Raw genomic sequence first — 17476 nt, 5'->3', positions numbered from 1 at the left:
AAAGCAAGTTTATTTTTTGGTTTTTTTGTAAGAAATTGTTTTCTGTAATTTGTTTTTTGCTTTGTTGGTTTTTTATTATGCTATTTTAGTTTTTAATGGCGTCTTAATTAAATGGAAAGAAATGGATTTTTATTTTCAAACGTAAGATGAAATCAACTTATAAATCGATTCATACAACTGAAATAAAAGGTGCTATATGAAAAATCTACTTGGCTATCTTGGAATAACCAATCTTTCCGTTAGATATAAGCTGATGCTTGGTTTTGGTCTAGTTATTGTTAGTGTTATAACCTTAACACTTCTTAATAACTATGGGTATCGCGTTGTCGATCAGAAAGTAACGGCAGCAGATAAGGCTAACCGTATTATAAAAATGTTACAGGCCGCTCGCATTGAGGAAAAAGATTATGATGTCAGCGGAAAAGATGAATACATCGATCGGTACAATAAAGCCATGAACGAGGCGCTTCTTCCAGCTCAATACCTTCAGAGAACGGAGCGTGATACAATAGCGGATCAAATTATCCAGCAAATATCACGTTATCAGAAAGACTTTTCTCAATTTGTTCAGCTTGATAAGCAAGGTCAGCAAGCCATATTGTCGATGCAAAAAGAGGCAGGAGATGCTGTGAATCGGCTATTAAGTATGGAACAGGAGGGTAATTCGTCTAGTGCCGCCAGTGATATTTTGAAACTTAAAGGACAATTGGCGACCCATATCCTAAATGCCCGTATTGAGGAAAAGAACTTTGTTCTTACTGGCGACCCAACGCACATTGCTCTTGCCAAAAAGCAAATTGAGATGCTTAAGAATCTTTTTACCAAGTTAAAAAACATGGTGGGTACGTCCGAAAGTTCACCCCAACTCCAGTCAGAATTAACGCAGGCGATGAAAGAAGTTAGAGAATATGAGACCGCGATGAATACTTATGTGGATCTGAATAATAGGAAATCAGCTGCGCGAAATAGTATGATTGAAGCGGCGAAATCGGTTCTTCCTCTGGCAGAAGAGAGTCGGGCAAAACAAAAACAAGAAATGATTGCCTTGCAGAAAAACGTCTCGACTTTATCCCTTATTATTAGTGCCATTGCTATTGTGATTTCAGTACTTGCTGCTTGGCTCATTAGTCATTTAATTGTTCCACCATTGCAAAGAGCGAAAGAAATGGCGGAGAGAGTCGCAAATGGTGATTTAACCGTTACCCTAGAAGGGAAAAACTCTGGTGATGAAGTGGGCCATCTGATGGCTTCTTTAGCGCAAATGATCGCTGGACTTCGTGATATTGTTTCCCAGCTTGGCTCAAGTGCTGATCAAGTGGCTTCTTCGTCGGAAGAGCTCTCTGTTGTGACGGGACAAACCGCTGCGGGTGTTGAGAGTCAGCGGGAAGAGGTTGATCAAATGGCATCTGCACTGGAAGAGATGTCGTTAACCATAAATGACGTCGCCAAAAATGCAGAGAATGCCTCTAATTCTGCTAAAGAGGTGAGTGAGTTATCTGAAAAAGGCAGTGCGATTGTTATATCCAGTAAAGAAGCGGTTGCTGGATTGGCTCAGGAGATCGCCCAGTCCGCCATTCAAATTGAGGCATTGAGTGATGAGTCGAAAAATGCCGTCACGGTGATCAATGTGATTCAAAGCATTGCCGAGCAAACGAACTTACTGGCGCTTAATGCGGCTATTGAGGCAGCTAGAGCGGGCGAGCAAGGTCGAGGGTTCTCTGTTGTGGCGGATGAGGTTCGCAATCTGTCTCAGCGGACGCAAGATGCTACCGAAGAAATATCGGTACTAATAGAAGGCTTGCAACAAAAAGCGTCTATTGCCGTTCAGGCAATGCAAAAAAATGAGAAAACCGCAGAAGAAACGGTGGTAAGGAGTGAGCAAGCAAACGACGCATTGCAACAAATTACCAGCTCTATTACCTATTTGTCTGATATGAATACGCAAATAGCCTCTGCAACCACCGAGCAAAACGTGGCAGCTGAGGAAATTAGTAAAAGCGTAGTGACCATTCGTGATATATCAAAACAAACCGCAAGTGGTGCACGAGAGACATCACAAGCTAGTGAAGAGTTATCTCGATTAAGTCAGACGCTGCAAGACTTAACGCTCCGCTTCAAACTCTAGCTATGCTCAAAGCCTGACTGACTCTACTCTATAAAGGCAATGTGCTTCTCACATTGCCTTTTGTTTGAACACCCAATTCTACGTTGTTAGCAATTCCACTGCCTTTACTTATATTGATCAACTAGAAGAACTCGACCATGCTCTAGAGAGAAACCAACCCCAAGACTGTGAGGTCACGTTGCGTCGTATTAAAGTTAAAATGCAAGAGTGCCATGATGAAATGAAAGCTCTGCAAAAAACGTCAGCTCAAGATTAAGGAAAGGTGTTAATAGGTCTAAAGGGCGATGACGAATGATACTAAACCAGTGCTAACTGATTATGTTAGCACTGGTTTTTTTGTATCTTATCGTAACAAGAGGCTCAGTTTGGGGGATCCATAAGGTTATGTACGTTACTATCCATATAAGCCTGTCAGGGCATATGGATAGGAGATCACTTTATGACCAACTCGCAGAAAACGTTATCGGGGGCAGTATTGCTGCCGGTATTTATTCCCACCGTTATTATCACTCTATTACTCATCGTCGGAACACTTAGTAACCCAGAGCTTGCTGGCGAGGCATTCAAAAGTGCGTTGTCATGGATAACAGAAACCTTTGGCTGGTTTTATATGTTGGCCACCGCGATTTTTCTCGTGTTTATGGTTTGTATTGGCTTCAGTAGCTGGGGCAATATTCGCTTAGGGCCAGATCACGCTGATCCGGAATACAGCTTTCCTGCTTGGTTTGCGATGCTTTTTTCCGCTGGCTACGGTATCGCTCTGTTGTTTTTTGGTGTTGCTGAGCCGGTATTACATTTCTCTCAACCACCTAATGCCACCGCTGAAACCATTGGGGCGGCTCGTGAAGCGATGCAAATTGCTTACTTCCACTGGGGGTTACATATTTGGGGCATATACGGTCTGATGGGGCTGGTACTTGCCTATTTTGCGTTTCGTCATGGTTTACCATTGTCCGTCCGCTCGGCACTTTATCCGCTGATTGGTGATCGTATTTATGGCCCTATTGGTCATACTGTTGATGTATTTGCCATTCTCGGTACTTTGTTTGGTTTAGCGACGACGCTTGGGTTATCGGTTACACAGATTAATGCTGGCTTACATTACCTTTGGGAAGGCATTCCTATTAGCACGACAGTACAAGTGATTGCGATTGGTTTGATTACCTTAGCGGCGATTGGTTCTGTGGTTGCTGGTATGGATAAAGGGGTGAAAAACCTATCGATTTTGAATATGGGATTAGCCGTATTCATTATGGTCATTGTCTTTTTTGTCGGTCCTAGCATTCATATTCTCGATGCCTTCGTGCAAAACACAGGGGCGTATTTGAGCAACATTGTAGAGCGTACCTTTAATCTACAGGCGTACACGCAAAGTGATTGGATTGGTAACTGGACACTGTTTATCTTCGCATGGACCATTGCCTGGGCTCCGTTTGTTGGCTTGTTTATTGCCAAAATTAGCCGTGGCCGTACCATCCGCCAGTTTATCTTTGGTGTGCTTGCTGTGCCGACCATATTTACTTTCCTATGGTTTTCTATCTTTGGCGACACCGCCTTGTATTTGATTATGGAGCAGGGCAAAGATGTGTTGATTGGTGAAGTACAGGCAGACCATTCAGTGGCCTTATTTCAGTTCTATGATTTGTTACCTTGGTCTACTTTTTTATCCGTCGTCACCGTTTTCTTGATCATCACTTTCTTTGTTACCTCATCGGATTCTGGATCCTTAGTCGTTGACTCATTGGCGTCTGGCGGTGCACTAGAAACTCCCATTTGGCAGCGTGTCTTCTGGGCTTCTCTTGAAGGTGTCATTGCTGCCACCTTGTTGTTAGCCGGCGGTTTAAGTGCATTACAAACCATGAGTATTCTAGCCGCATTGCCCTTTGCTATGATTATGCTGTTGGCGGCGCTTGGGTTATGGCGAGCACTGGTTATTGAAGGCCATCGTGAAGCCGCCGTAGAAGCGGCTGCGGCTCCTGGACGTGCGTTTAGTAATGAGGGCAACTGGCGCAAACGTCTTAGTACATTGTTTAAGTTTCCTGGACAGGCCAAGGTGAGCCACTTTATTAAAGAAGTGGTCGTGCCAGCGATGGAAGAAGTGCAAAAAGAACTGGCGATCCATGACTGGAAAGCCAACATTACCACGCAAGAGAATGGTGTTACCTTCCAACTTGAACATGACGATAAACTGGACTTTTTCTATCAAGTGTTGGCGACGGAACACCAAATACCTGAAGCCCATAGTGACAAATCAAACTATGACACCCATTGGCAAGCGGATGTGTACATTCGTAATGGGGCATTGGGTTACGAGCTTTATGGCTGTAGCAAAGATGAAGTGATTCGAGATCTTATTGATCAGTTAGAGCAGTACTTCAACTTTGTTGATGCCGCACCGGGACAACTGCCTTGGAATACCGTTTCTTAATAAAAATACTTTGCTAAACAGAGCTGTGAAAATACTGCTCCTTTAAAAAGCCAGCACCGCCTCACGGGGAGGGTGCTGGCTTTTTTGGTTTCCCGATAAAAATTGAAGCAAAGAGATTTTCCATTAAGGGCTCAATCTAGTGTAATAAGCTGTAATAGCCATCTTTTAATTTTCTCTGCATTATCCCTGAAAGCCTGTGAGTAAGGCATAGACTAAAGGGAGTAAAAGTAATGAATGCAAAATTAGATATAGCGGTGATCGGTGGTGGTGTATCAGGGGTATACAGTGCTTGGCGTTTGCAACAGGACTGTGGACACAGTGAAAAAATAGCTCTGTTTGAATACAGTAACCGGATTGGCGGTCGCTTGTATAGCCGAAAACTTCCTGGCTTGCCAAATGTGGTAGCTGAGTTAGGAGGAATGCGCTGGATTCCAGACCAACATGTGATGGTCAATAGTTTAGTAAAAACGCTAGATCTTGCCGAAAAAGATTTCCCCATGGGCTCCTCTCTTCCTCTATATCCTGAGTTAAGTGAAAAAACGGGTGACGACAAACCGTTAGCCGGGGCAGAAAATAATTTGTTTTACTTACGTGGTCAGTATTTCCGTTACCGTGATTTTGCTGAATGCCCTGACAAGATTCCCTATAACTTAGATTGGTCAGAGCGGGGTTACGGCCCGGAAAACCTTCAGGTCAAGGTGATGAACCTGATCTGTCCTGGTTTTGCTGATATGCCGCTTTGTGAACAAATGAAAGTGAAGGTATTCGGCAAAGAAATCTGGAAGTATGGTTTTTGGAATCTGCTAGAACGTGTTCTTAGCAACGAAGCTTATCAATTTATGAAAGACGCAGGTGGCTATGATGCCAATGTAGCGAATGCCAATGCGGTTACCCAACTACCGGCCACAGAATACAAAGACGATACCGTTTTTAAAACCTTGAAAGACGGTTTTCAAGCGTTACCTTTATGCTTATGCGAACAGTTTGTAACGGCTAAGGGAATGTTGCCAGAGGATGAGCGTGTGAAGATGAACATGCGCCTTGCGGAAATTAAAATACATTCTGGAAAAGAGTATCCCTATACCTTGGTCTTTCAGCCAACCACCACTTGCGGTTCAGGTAAAACGGAGGATGATGATACCCAGTCAAAGGTGAGTGTAGAAGCGAAGAAAATCATTTTAGCCATGCCTCGTCGTTCTCTTGAATTGATTAAATCAGACTTCTTTGAAAATGATTGGCTAAAAGACAATATCCCCTCTGTATTAATTCAAAAAGCCCTCAAAATGTTTTTGGCTTATGAGACGCCTTGGTGGAGAAGCCTTGGTTTAGTTGCCGGCCGTTCAGTAACCGACTTGCCTATTCGTCAAACCTATTATATGGGGACAGAATGCGAACAAGAGGGCGGCGAAAAAACCATGAACTCCTTATTGATGGCGTCCTATAACGACGTGGAGACCATTCCTTTTTGGAAAGGAATGGAAAAAGGTGCTCCATATAAGGGCTTTATGCCTAAATTTGGGTTGAAGAATACGGATAAGATTATATTGGATAATGAGTTTCCTATTACCCAAGAAATGGTCGAGTCCGCGCAGCGCCAAATAGAAGCAGTGCACAATCAAAAAGGCTTACCTATGCCGTATTCTGCTGTGTATCAAGAATGGGGTGATGATCCCTATGGCGGTGGTTGGCATGAATGGAAGTCCGGTTATCGTCTGGATGATATTATGTGCAGGATGCGACACCCTGTAGAAAGTGAGTCAATTTACATTGTGGGTGAAGCCTATTCCTATGAGCAAGGTTGGGTAGAAGGTGCCCTAAACACGGCAGAATCTACATTAGAAGAGTTTTTCGGACTAACAACGCCGACTTGGTTACGCGACAAAAATTATAGTTACCTACCTGTTCCTTGCCCTGGCGCTTGCGATCTGGAGCAACCTCAAGAGCCCGTAGAAGATGGTCATAAGACGCTAGATGAAGTGACTGTATTTGCCTATGAAGGAATCAACCATGTCCAACAATAAGGTGTTTACCGTTGCTGATTATTTGCTGACCCGCTTACAACAGCTTGGCCTAGATAAGGTGTTTCAGGTTCCAGGAGATTATGTCAGTCACTTTATGGAGGCCTTAGAGGCTTTTGATGGCATTGACGCTGTCGGTGATGTTAATGAGCTAGGTGCAGGTTATGCTGCAGATGGGTATGCGCGCTATAAAGGCATTGGCGCTGTGTCTGTACAGTATGGCGTTGGTACTTTGAGTGTGATCAACGCCACGGCAGGGTCTTATGTCGAACGGAATCCTGTCGTGGTGATCAGCGCCAGCCCTAGCCAAAGTGATCGAGAAATCATTGCCAATACAGGAGCGCTTTTTCATCACTCAACGGGTGATTTATTAGCAGACCAAAAAGTCTTTACCGCCGTAACGGTTGCGTCTGAAGTGTTAGACAGCGTGATGACGGCACCGGCAAAAATAGATGAGGCATTGCGTTTGGCGATGTTGCATAAACGGCCTATCTATTTAGAAGCTTGGTCTAATGTGTGGGGAGAGCCTTGTGTGGCGCCATTGGATCAATTGGATTTGAGGGGGCCTACTAGTAATCAAGATCAACTAGCGCATTTTGTTGATAATACCTATCTCAAACTACAGCAAGCCAAACAGCCCGTCATGATTCTGGGGATTGAAATCGCTCGTTTAGGTTTACAAGCCGATGTCATGGATTTGCTCAGCGCTTCAGGTTTGCCCTATACCACAACATCACTGGCGAAAAGTGTGTTAGATGAAGAGGCAGGGCTCCCTTTTATTGGTACCTATGCGGATGCGGCGTCATTGGAGGAGACCAATCGTTATGTGTCAGACAGTGATGTTATTTTGTCGTTAGGGGCCATTTTTACAGATGACTATTTGAATTTACTGACCAAACAATATAACCAAATGATATCGGTTGATATGGCATCCTCTCGAATAGGTAATATTGCGTATCATGATGTATTTTTAAAAGACGTTATAAGAGGTTTAACGGCGTGCTTTAAAAAGGCTCAAGGGATGTTAACGCCTCAAGATTTGCCAACTCTGGACAGCTATCCGTGGGACGATAAGGTCTTAAACGAACCATTAAGCTATGAGCACTTTTTTACCATACTCAATAAACACATTCACAATCATGCGTTGCATCCTAAATTAAACCTGATTTTAGGGGAAAGCTCCTCTTTATACATGGCGATTCGGATGAATGGTTTTGTCCAAGACAGCTTTATTTGCGATGCCGCATGGGGATCCTTAGGGCATGAAACGGGTTGTGCGACAGGGGTTAGTATGGTGAATGATCGTCGTGCCATGGTGGTCGCAGGGGATGGCGGTTTTATGATGATGTGTCAGGCACTATCCACAATAGCACGAAATAAGCTTAATTCCGTCGTGTTTGTAATGAGCAATCAGGTCTATGCCATTGAGCAGTCCTTTGTGGATATCTGTGCGTTTGCCCCTAATGGAAAATTTGCGCCGTTTGATGAATTAGCGAGTTGGAATTATGAAGGGTTAGCGACGGCTTATGGTGTGGGCTTTTTCAAAGTGGAGTTGGGAAAAGCGCTAATGGATTGTCTTAATGAGATTCACACTCATCAAGGAAAAGCCTATCTAGTGGAAGTCATTATACCGAAACAGGACCTTGCTCCCGCTGTCAAAAACCTAGCGGATTCGATCAATGAAAAGCCTTATGCAGACTGTCTGTGTCATTAATATTAAGCAAGTTTAAGGATTCAATATGCCCATGGAACCGAAAAAATTTAACCCAATGCATCAGGGAGAAAAAGGGGCTCACTTTTCTTTCTCCGTTTCATTTCTGTTCAATGTCAAATTCGATAGCTTGTTATATCAGTATAAAAAAGACGAGGTTATGACGCTGTCTTTGTTTGCGATTGACGGCGCACGCATTTCGATACGGTTGACATCGATGACAGACGATCAATTTTTCATCTCTCGACAAGGGGGACTAAAGGAAGGGGAAACACTAGCGGCAACCATTACCCATGATGGAGAAAAAATGTCTCTTTATATTAATGGTAAAGAGATTCCGTTGGACGCAAACCTGCCGATACAGGCACCTCAACCAGCCCCTCAGATAATGACTCTTCACCATCGTAAAGACCAGTTTAGTTCGCAAGAAAGTTTTTCGAACAGTGTCTTATCCCAAGAAAATGTTAATGTTCAACATGCTGATATGCTCACCAATATGGTGACCTCCGCCAGCATGTTAGACACTCGCCTGATGATTAATAATGAATCGGCTGTTGACTTGATATTGTGCCCGTCAGGGAACAACTTGCCTAGTTGCTTTCCCAACGTTATCCCAAAGGGCGAGAAGGTGTCTTTTTCTTTTAAATCCTCTACGGGCGAGTCGTCGATAGCGGCCCGTTATGAGGCGAAAGAGAATACTGACATATGGTTAGAGATAAGGCTCACCATTCCACAGGAGCGGAATAATACAACGCTGGACGTGGAGATATCTCCTTACCTTCAAAAAGATATTGATACGTCTCAATCAATCTATAAAAAGGGCGAATTAACGAGTTTTATTGCCAATCTCTATATAGCGGACAATTTGGTTATCAGCAACAGCTTGCTATTTAGGCGCTATATCGTGGAGCTAGGCAACAAAATAGGCAAAGAAAAGCTGCTAAGCCGAGGCTTGGGGTTGGATGCGAATCTGTCTGATCATCAGCAACTGACCCAGCAGGAGCAAGACTACCAGTTTGTCGCCTTTAGTGAGCAAGCACAAATCTTTAATCGCCGGATTCAAAAAGTGCCAGCCGTGATTGTTCTGTGTCAGACGGAAGACGATGTACGAGAGGCGTTTGCATTAGCCAAAGAGAAAAAACTGCCGATTAGTATTCGTTCTGGTGGTCATGATCATGAAGGGGAATGCAGTGGCACGAACACCGTGTTACTGGATTTAATGGGGTTAGACCGTTACGAGTTTGACCCTACCACAAAACGTGTCAAAGTCGGTCCGGGCAATCGTTTTGAAGTATTAACGACAAAGCTGGCTCGCGATGGGGTGATGATACCCCATGGAACTTGCGCCACTGTGGCTATCCCTGGCTTTATTATGGGAGGCGGCTGGGGGCCATGGACACGAGCGCATGGCATGTGCTGTGAAAGCTTGGTCGCAGCGAAAGTGATTTTAGGGGATGGTCAGGTGGAAACCGTTTCCTTACACAATAAGCCAGAATTATTATGGGCCTTAAAAGGCGGCGGGGGCTTAAGTTACGGTATTGTGATTGAATTCGAGATCCAAACCTTTGACTTGCCACCGTCTTTGATTAAATTTGAGTTGGAATGGAACCCTTATCAAACAGAATCCAATGGTACTGGCATTGAGCTTAGCGAACAGCACCCTACCTTGAAAATATTACAGTGCTGGGAGCAAGTGATTACGGGTCAGCATTGCGAACTGATTGGTACTAACCTGAAAATAAACGGTAAATATGGCGACGCTGAATCACCCAATTCCATGAAAACCAAAAACTTTAATGTATCGAACATTAAGCATAACTGCGTTATGTATGGTTATTGGGCAGGTACGAAAGCCGCTTTAGACGCATTCATTAAGGCGTGTTTCATACCACAGCCGGACGCGATTCGTATCGATGGTGTAGCCGGTCTTGGGCATGACTACGGTAAGCAACTAATGAGTGCCTGGGATAGAGAGTCGTTTGATCAAACCAAAGCGTTGCAAAATGGTCATCAGTCGGCCCCCTTGCCACCAGATTTAGATCAGCCAGCGCCCCATAAAATTACCTCTCGTCTAGTGGATCCTGATTGGTTAAGTGACAATAAAGCCCCTCATGCCGGCTATACTGAGCTTCTGCAGAGTTTGACTTCCCCATTGATCGGTACAAAAAACCGAGAAAAAGGCTTGTATTGTTATGTAACCCTTGGCGCGATTACAGGGCCTTATTATCAGGACAGTGACAACCAACAAAAAAGTGCCAATCTATTCTCTGGTAGTGCCTTTCCGTATGAAGACAAGCTCTATACCATCCAGTATCAAACGTGGTGGAATGAGAGTTTGGCTAACAAAGTGAAAGGCCAGGATAACTTCGTCTACACTAGGGTTAATCGTGCCATGGACTGGATTGAGGAAGCTCGTAAGTGTTTTATCCCCCACACTTCAGGTGCCTTTATCAGTTTTAAAGATGCGTCTATTCCGACGTCTGTGTACTTTGATAAAAACTATACTCAACTGGTTAACGTCAAAAAAGAGTATGTGCAAGATCCCTATAATTATTTACGAAAACGTAAAACCATTATTTAAGAGATCGACGGGAAGTAAGGAGACAAAAAAGCGCCAGCTCTGATTGAATTGGCGCTTTTTCATTTCTGTTAGCGGTGTTCTGCTTATTTGAGCCGTCTGATTGTGACTAGGCGGCTGGCATGGTTACAACAGGCTTAATGGTCACGCCTGATTCCGAGTCTTCAACGGCTTGGTTGATGTCTTGAAAATCGTACATCTTGATCAATTTATCAAAGGGAAACTTGCCAGCTTGATAGAGTCGAATCAGTTCAGGAATAAAGACATCAGGATTCGATTCCCCTTCCACGATTCCCATTAAGCGTCGACCGCCGCTCATAAAATGTGTTTCATTGAACGATATTTCCGTGTCTGGTCCAGAGGCACCGAGAATGCCACAGGTGCCTTTTGGTGCAAGGCTTTCTACTGCCCCTTTTATGACGGCAGGAATCCCTGTGGTGTCGAGGGCAAATTTCGCCCCATAACCAGTGATTTTGAGGATTTCTTCGGTACTGTTAACTTTGCCGGGGTTGATGGTGTGGGTGGCTCCTAAACTTTTCGCAAGTGCTAAGCGATCATCGTTCATATCCACCGCGATAATCGTGGTCGCAGAAACGGCATTTGCTGCCATGACAGCGGATAACCCTACTGAACCTGTACCGAATACCACAAAACTATCACCTTGAGAGACTTGCAAAGCATTTAGGACAGATCCCGCGCCAGTTTGAATACCGCAGGCTAGGGGGCCTAATAGCTCAAGTTTAATGTCGGTGGGGACTTTCACTACATTCAGCTCGTTACAAATGGCATAGCTAGCAAAGGATGATTGCCCAAAGAAGTTACTTGTAATGGGGGTGCCATCTTGGCTCAAAGCACTGGAACCGTCGCTGCGTGTTCCTTCAAAATTGCGTGGAAAGAATTCATGGCAATAGCTGATATCGTGATTTTTACAACTTGGGCAAGTACCGCATGAGTTGAATGTCATCACCACATGATCACCAGGTTTGACTTTGCTGATACCAGCTCCCACTTTTTCAACAATCCCCGCACCTTCGTGGCCTAATACTGCGGGCAGTGGTGTGGGCAGCATGCCGTCACGAACCACAAGGTCTGTATGACAAACCCCCGTAGCGACGACTTTAACAAGGATTTCGTCTTGTCTTGGTTCTTCAATATCAATGTGTTCGACACTGAAAGGTTTTCCCGTTTCACGTGCGATAGCGGCCAAAATTTTCATGATCATTTCCACCTTATTGTTGTTATTTGATGAGCAATCCAGACATGACATCTGGGGTTTTTTAATCGGTAAGGCAAACTGTATTGTTTATATATTAAACAATATGATATTAAACTATTTTTTACAACAAGTAGAAAACGAGTATCGTGGAAAAAATAAGATGATGGTTTGTCGATATGGGTCGATGGGTTCTGACCATGACAGAGCATGACATTCTTTAGCGCATATGTCGTTAGTCGTTAATGCTCATAAATGCACCAGTGCTAGGGCTTGTCGGGACAACAATGCCTCCACAAGTGACGTCGAATCTTCCACATACTGCAAGGGGATCTAGGTTCGCGCAGTCGCGTTAACTACTGACAATCAAATTGTTTATCGCGCTAGAAATCAGATCTTTTTTTACCTTAGTATGGGCAACGGGTTGGTCAAACCAAAAACTCATCGGCTGATCAAAGCCAATGCCATGCATATAATTATAGAGCGCTTTGCGCAGTCCATCCCCCAACATCTCATGGTCGGTGCCCGTTGGGTCGGTGAAATCGACGTCGTTTTCGGCAAACAAAATATTGGGTCGTTCGGCAAGGGTAATGCCATACGCATCGGGATTGATGCCAATAGGGCTATGGGCAGTGGCGGCAAAGCGGTGCCAAAAAGCAGACTGAAAACAGCCTTGCCCCATCATTTGTCGCACCATTTCTAGCGCATCAATGGTTTCTTGCTCGGTCTGCGTTGGGAAGCCATACATCAAATAAGCATGCACCAGAATACCAGCATCACTGAATGCTTTGGTCACTCGGGCTACTTGCTCGACACTCACGCCTTTTTTCATCAGTTTAAGCAATCGGTCGGACGCCACTTCCAAGCCGCCGCTCACGGCGATGCAGCCAGAATCCGCCAGTAATTGGCAGCGCTCTGGGGTGAAGGTTTTCTCAAAGCGAATATTACCCCACCAACTGATCACTACGCCCCGTTCGATCAAGCGCTTTGCCAGCGCAAATAAGGCCTTTGGTGGTGCCGCTTCATCGACAAAATGGAAACCTGTTTGCCCCGTTTCTTCTATCAATTCTTCAATACGATCCACCAGAATGTCGGCGCCAGCGGCATCGTAGCGGTCAATGTAATCCAGTGTCACATCACAGAAGCTGCACTTGCGCCAATAACAACCGTGGGCAATGGTCAACTTATTCCAGCGACCATCGCTCCAGATGCGGTGCATGGGGTTGAGCATTTCACACAGAGACAAGTATTCTGTTAACGGTAAGCCATCGTATATCGGCGTGCCGACATCGGTTTGAGGAATATCGTGCAACTCGGCGTTTTCGTTATAGTGCACGTAGGGCTCGCCGTTTTCGTTTTCTGCAAGAAAGTAAGTACGCACCAACTCATCAATTTCGCGTTTGCCATCAAAGAATTCCAGCAAAGTCATAAAAGGCCGCTCGCCATCGTCAACACAGATAAAATCGACAAATTCGAATACCCGTGGGTCTTTCAGTGCGCGAAGCTCTGTGTTCACAAAACCGCCGCCTAGTACCACAGGCAGGTCAGGGTTAATGTCTTTACAGGTTTGCGCAATGCGCAGTGCTCCCAGCATATTACCAGGGAAAGGTACGGTGAGCGCGACAACACTGGGTTGAGCTTCTTCTAGATATTGCTCAACGAGCTGTTCTAGAATCTCAGAACTAAAACTCGGCTCATCCATTAACGTGTTGTATAGATCGTCAAAACTTGGATTGGCTGCCGCCAACCGCTCACCATAACGGCTGACTTCAAAATAGGGATCAACCCCTTGAGTAATTACGGCAGACAAATCGTTGATAAACAAGGTTGCCAGATACTTGGCCTTATCTTGGACACCAAGATCACCAAAAGCGGTTTTGAGTATGTCCCCCGAGACGGCTTCCATCTGTGCGATCACATTGAAGGCTGGGCCTTCTGGTAAAAAGCGACGTGAGATAATGCGTAAAGCAAGGCTGGAATCTTTGCCTTGTAAAAAGCGAATAACCGGCTCGACACAAGTACGATAACGATCAAACTCGGCCAAAAAGGTAAAGATCACATCAGGTAGCTCATCATCCTCAAAAGACTCAAAATTGGCCTCCACATGCTGGCGGATAATATCCAACGCGGGGGCTGTCATCATCTCAAGAAACAATTCGATGGCAGGGTCTCGCTGCACCGCCTCATAGCCCCGAGAGCGCAAAAAACCAGTTAGATAGGCCGTCGCTGGATACGGAGTATTTAACTGGGTCATGGGTGGGGTCATCAGAAGAACGGTCATAGCTTGCCTTTAAAGTAAAACCTAATAGGAATGAAGTGGATTTTAGCAAATGGCCTGAATAAAAGTCTTATTAATTCGCAGGGGGACGAGAAATACACCCATAGTGAACCCCAATCTCTCCACAATTGCGCGTTGCTTTGCTGCTATTGCGTCGATATGGTAGTCAATGGGTCTTTATGTTTGTAAATATGATTGGATATCAGTATGAAAAAACAACTATTAGCCGTTTTATCTTCAACAGCTATCATGGCAACCACGACAATGGCATACGCTAGTGACAGCAGCTCTTTTTCAACAGATCAGCAAGAACAGATTGGCAAAATTGCCGCAGACTACTTAATAAAACACCCTGAAATTCTGGTTCAAGTGAGCCAAGAGCTCCAAAAGAAACAGCAGGAAGCAGAGCAGTCAGCGTTGACAATATCGGCTGTGAAAGCCCATGCCGCCTTAATGAAGCTGGACGGTATTCCGCACATTGGTCCGAAAGATGCCAAAGTGACTGTGACGGAGTTTTTTGATTATCAGTGCTTCTATTGCCATAAAATGGCTCCCGAAGTGGAACAGCTCATGAAAGCCAATCCGAATGTGAAGTTTATTTTCCGTGATTGGCCGATTTTTGCATCACGCTGGGAAACCTCCGCAACGGCCGCGTTTGCAGGCCTAGAAATTTGGCATCAAAAAGGAGCTAAAGCTTATCTTAGCTACCATAATGGCATTTTCGCAACGAATCATGATGAAGGCAAATTGACCAATGCCGATATTCAAAAAGTTGCAAAAGCCGCTCTCAAAGCGCCTTTGAAGAAAGTCTCTGACGAAGAGTATAAGAAAACCATTATGATCAACGATCAACTATCTCGTCAGGTGGGTTTCCAAGGGACACCTGGCTTTATTATTACACCCGCTAGTGGTGCCACAGTGAAAAATACCATCGTGATCGGCGGCGCAGTGGACGAGCAAACGTTGCAGCAGGCGATTGATCAAGCTAGCCAGGACTAAGCAAGCGTAAAATGAAAAAACAAAAAGAGATTTGCTAAACCAAATCTCTTTTTATTGTTTTGAATTATGGCCATTAGCATACGTAAACTGGCTTGATGTTAGTCAGATAATTCGTTACTGGCGACTAACTTAGCCGCTTGTTCCGTGGCGCTTTGTGTGCGCGAAGCAAGGTTTCTCACTTCATCAGCTACGACAGCAAATCCTCGGCCTTGCTCTCCGGCCCGAGCGGCTTCGATGGCGGCATTAAGGGCGAGTAGGTTCGTTTGCTTGGCAATATCGCTAATTATTTCTACAATTTCTCCAATTTTTAAGAAATTCTCCTTCATCTTATTTTGATATTCCATTTCTGTTTCGTGTATGTTGTCCTGATGAATTTGGGCATCAATATCTGTTAAGGCTCCGACAACACGTAGTGGGTTGCCCTGTGCATCTCGTTTTGTCTCCCCTCTTGCGTTGAACCAACGGTATTCCCCTGATTTCATCTTGAGTCGGTAATTAATCTCGTAAGGGGTTTTGCCAGTACGATCCTTGAGGTGTTTGGAAAAAGCATCCACCACGTCTTTGCTTTCATCTGGATGTAAACGAGAAGCCCAGCTATCAAGCACGTTGGGAAAGTCGTTTTCATTTTCAAAACCTAAAAGATGACGGAATTGGTCTGACCACCAGAATGGGTTATCAGGGTTCACAGGGTCGCCAGCGATAACTTCCATGTCCCATAACCCGTCAGAAAGCATTTTATTGGCCAGTTCAAAACGATCAATAAATTTACGTCTTTCTTTTTGTCCTAGCTTCTCTTCATGTACGTCCGTAAGCGCACCGGCCACGCGTAATGGGTTACCTTGACTGTCTCTAAGGGTTGCTCCTCGAGCGCGGAACCAACGATACTCACCGCTTTTTAATTTGAGACGGTATTCAATGTCATAACCTGTGCGACCTGATTTGTCGTTTAGATGTGCTGTAAAAGCATCGAATGTCGCGTTTTTATCGTCAGGATGCAATCTGTCTGACCAGCTCCTAGCAATATTTGGAAAATCATTCTCATCATGGTAACCCAGCATATTGCGGAACGCTTGTGACCACCAAAATGGGTAATTCTCATCAAACTCTCTTCCAGGAATAAACGTAAGATCCCAAAGGCCATCTGCCGTCGCTTCACACATTAAATTAAACCGTTGCTCATAATTGTTGATGGCTTCTTCAGCGGAGATGAGCTGTTGGTTAGCTGATTCGAGTTCTTTTCTTAGGGTTTGCTCGGTGCTATAGGCGGCTTGTAGCTTATCGGTTACGATTTTGGATATATGGGATATGACATCAAAACGGTCTTCCAAGTCTATTTTTGTTTCTGGAAGTACGTTCATAATAGACTGAATGGTATCATCAATTTTTTGTTTATGTTTTTTGCTCAGTAGCATAAGACTTTCCTTCACACAGGATCAGTTGATAACGTAAGGTCCGTGCAAACGTTCTGTATCAAGGAATATAACAAGGAATCATGTATAAATTAATTTCATAAGCGTTATGATTTTTAGTTAAATGTGTGTGTTATGTTGTTTGAATAGATGAGATTTGTTGCATTTATGTACTCGGTTCAGGTTCTATACAGTGGCTGGTGGCTAAGGTAGTGAGAGGATAGAGGGGTAGTCAGAGTGATTAGGGGGCATTCCCTTACCCCTAGTCATTCAGAAATTAACGAACGAGCATAATAGACTTGTCCGTATGGGACGTTAAATAGCTGCCGTGGGGATGGAAAAAGTGGTCTTTAAAACTGGGAACATGGGAGGCCATGACGATCAAATCGATAGGATTGTCATGTAGCCAGTGATTTAACACGTGATCCATATCGGCGGCAGGGTCTGTGCAAGGAACCACCACGCCAACAAACTCAACGCCAAACTCCTGTTTTTTCATTTCAGCAAAAGCATCCAGCCTACTTTTGAACTCCTCAGGATCATGGGAAACTTCATTTGCTGCAGACGTTGACACGGCAAGTAGAAACACCTTGGCTGAATACAGCTTGGCAAGATCTCCAGTGACTTTTAGCGCTTTTTCTAATTTGTCTGCGTGGGCTAAGTCCACGGGTACAGCGATATGGTCATACATAACAAGCCTCCTTTTAGTTTTTGGCT

10 protein-coding genes are annotated in these 17476 nt (G+C 44.5%); 6 read left to right on the top strand and 4 right to left on the bottom strand.

All coding sequences use genetic code 11. The features are described 5' to 3' along the window. Positions 1-196: 196 nt before the first annotated feature. The 5 genes from JHD45_RS05555 to JHD45_RS05535 all read left to right on the top strand — a co-directional run bounded on the left by JHD45_RS05555 (position 197) and on the right by JHD45_RS05535 (position 10863). Positions 197-2125 (top strand): methyl-accepting chemotaxis protein, encoded by a 1929-nt coding sequence (locus JHD45_RS05555; RefSeq protein WP_199475519.1) that lies wholly within the window; start codon positions 197-199, stop codon positions 2123-2125. Positions 2126-2564: 439 nt separating this feature from the next. Next, positions 2565-4553 carry a BCCT family transporter gene (locus JHD45_RS05550; protein ID WP_199475518.1) on the top strand — a complete coding sequence of 663 codons (1989 nt, stop codon included), beginning with the start codon at positions 2565-2567 and terminating at the stop codon, positions 4551-4553. Positions 4554-4783: 230 nt separating this feature from the next. Further along, complete coding sequence (locus JHD45_RS05545; RefSeq protein ID WP_199475517.1) at positions 4784-6574, top strand: flavin monoamine oxidase family protein; 1791 nt, start codon at positions 4784-4786, stop codon at positions 6572-6574. Next, positions 6561-8285, top strand: coding sequence for an alpha-keto acid decarboxylase family protein (locus JHD45_RS05540; protein ID WP_199475516.1), 1725 nt, complete (start codon positions 6561-6563; stop codon positions 8283-8285). The genes JHD45_RS05545 and JHD45_RS05540 overlap by 14 nt, the downstream gene beginning before the upstream one ends. 31 nt (positions 8286-8316) lie before the next feature. Continuing rightward, positions 8317-10863, top strand: coding sequence for an FAD-binding oxidoreductase (locus tag JHD45_RS05535; RefSeq protein WP_199475515.1), 2547 nt, complete (start codon positions 8317-8319; stop codon positions 10861-10863). 106 nt (positions 10864-10969) lie between these two features. Here the strand turns inward: JHD45_RS05535 and JHD45_RS05530 are convergent, their stop codons facing one another. Beyond that, entirely contained in the window at positions 10970-12076 is a 1107-nt protein-coding gene (locus JHD45_RS05530) for an NAD(P)-dependent alcohol dehydrogenase (RefSeq protein ID WP_199475514.1), read from the bottom strand. Positions 12077-12425: 349 nt separating this feature from the next. Beyond that, complete coding sequence (locus JHD45_RS05525; protein WP_233407606.1) at positions 12426-14327, bottom strand: B12-binding domain-containing radical SAM protein; 1902 nt, start codon at positions 14325-14327, stop codon at positions 12426-12428. Between the two features lie 231 nt (positions 14328-14558). Here JHD45_RS05525 and JHD45_RS05520 point away from each other — a divergent pair, with 231 nt between their 5' ends. Next, positions 14559-15350, top strand: coding sequence for a DsbA family protein (locus tag JHD45_RS05520; RefSeq protein WP_199475512.1), 792 nt, complete (start codon positions 14559-14561; stop codon positions 15348-15350). A 98-nt stretch (positions 15351-15448) separates the two neighbouring features. Here JHD45_RS05520 and JHD45_RS22500 read toward each other — a convergent pair whose 3' ends face one another. Continuing rightward, positions 15449-16762, bottom strand: a complete 1314-nt coding sequence (locus tag JHD45_RS22500; protein ID WP_199475511.1) for a PAS domain-containing protein — start codon at positions 16760-16762, stop codon at positions 15449-15451. Positions 16763-17036: 274 nt separating this feature from the next. Next, entirely contained in the window at positions 17037-17450 is a 414-nt protein-coding gene (locus JHD45_RS05510) for a universal stress protein (protein ID WP_199475510.1), read from the bottom strand. Positions 17451-17476: the final 26 nt, after the last annotated feature.

It is taken from the genome of Marinomonas spartinae (genome assembly GCF_016461715.1).
GTDB classification, from domain to species: domain Bacteria; phylum Pseudomonadota; class Gammaproteobacteria; order Pseudomonadales; family Marinomonadaceae; genus Marinomonas; species Marinomonas spartinae_A.
The sequence above is the reverse complement of the archived record's forward strand: the minus strand, read 5'-3'. Positions and strand labels throughout refer to the sequence as shown.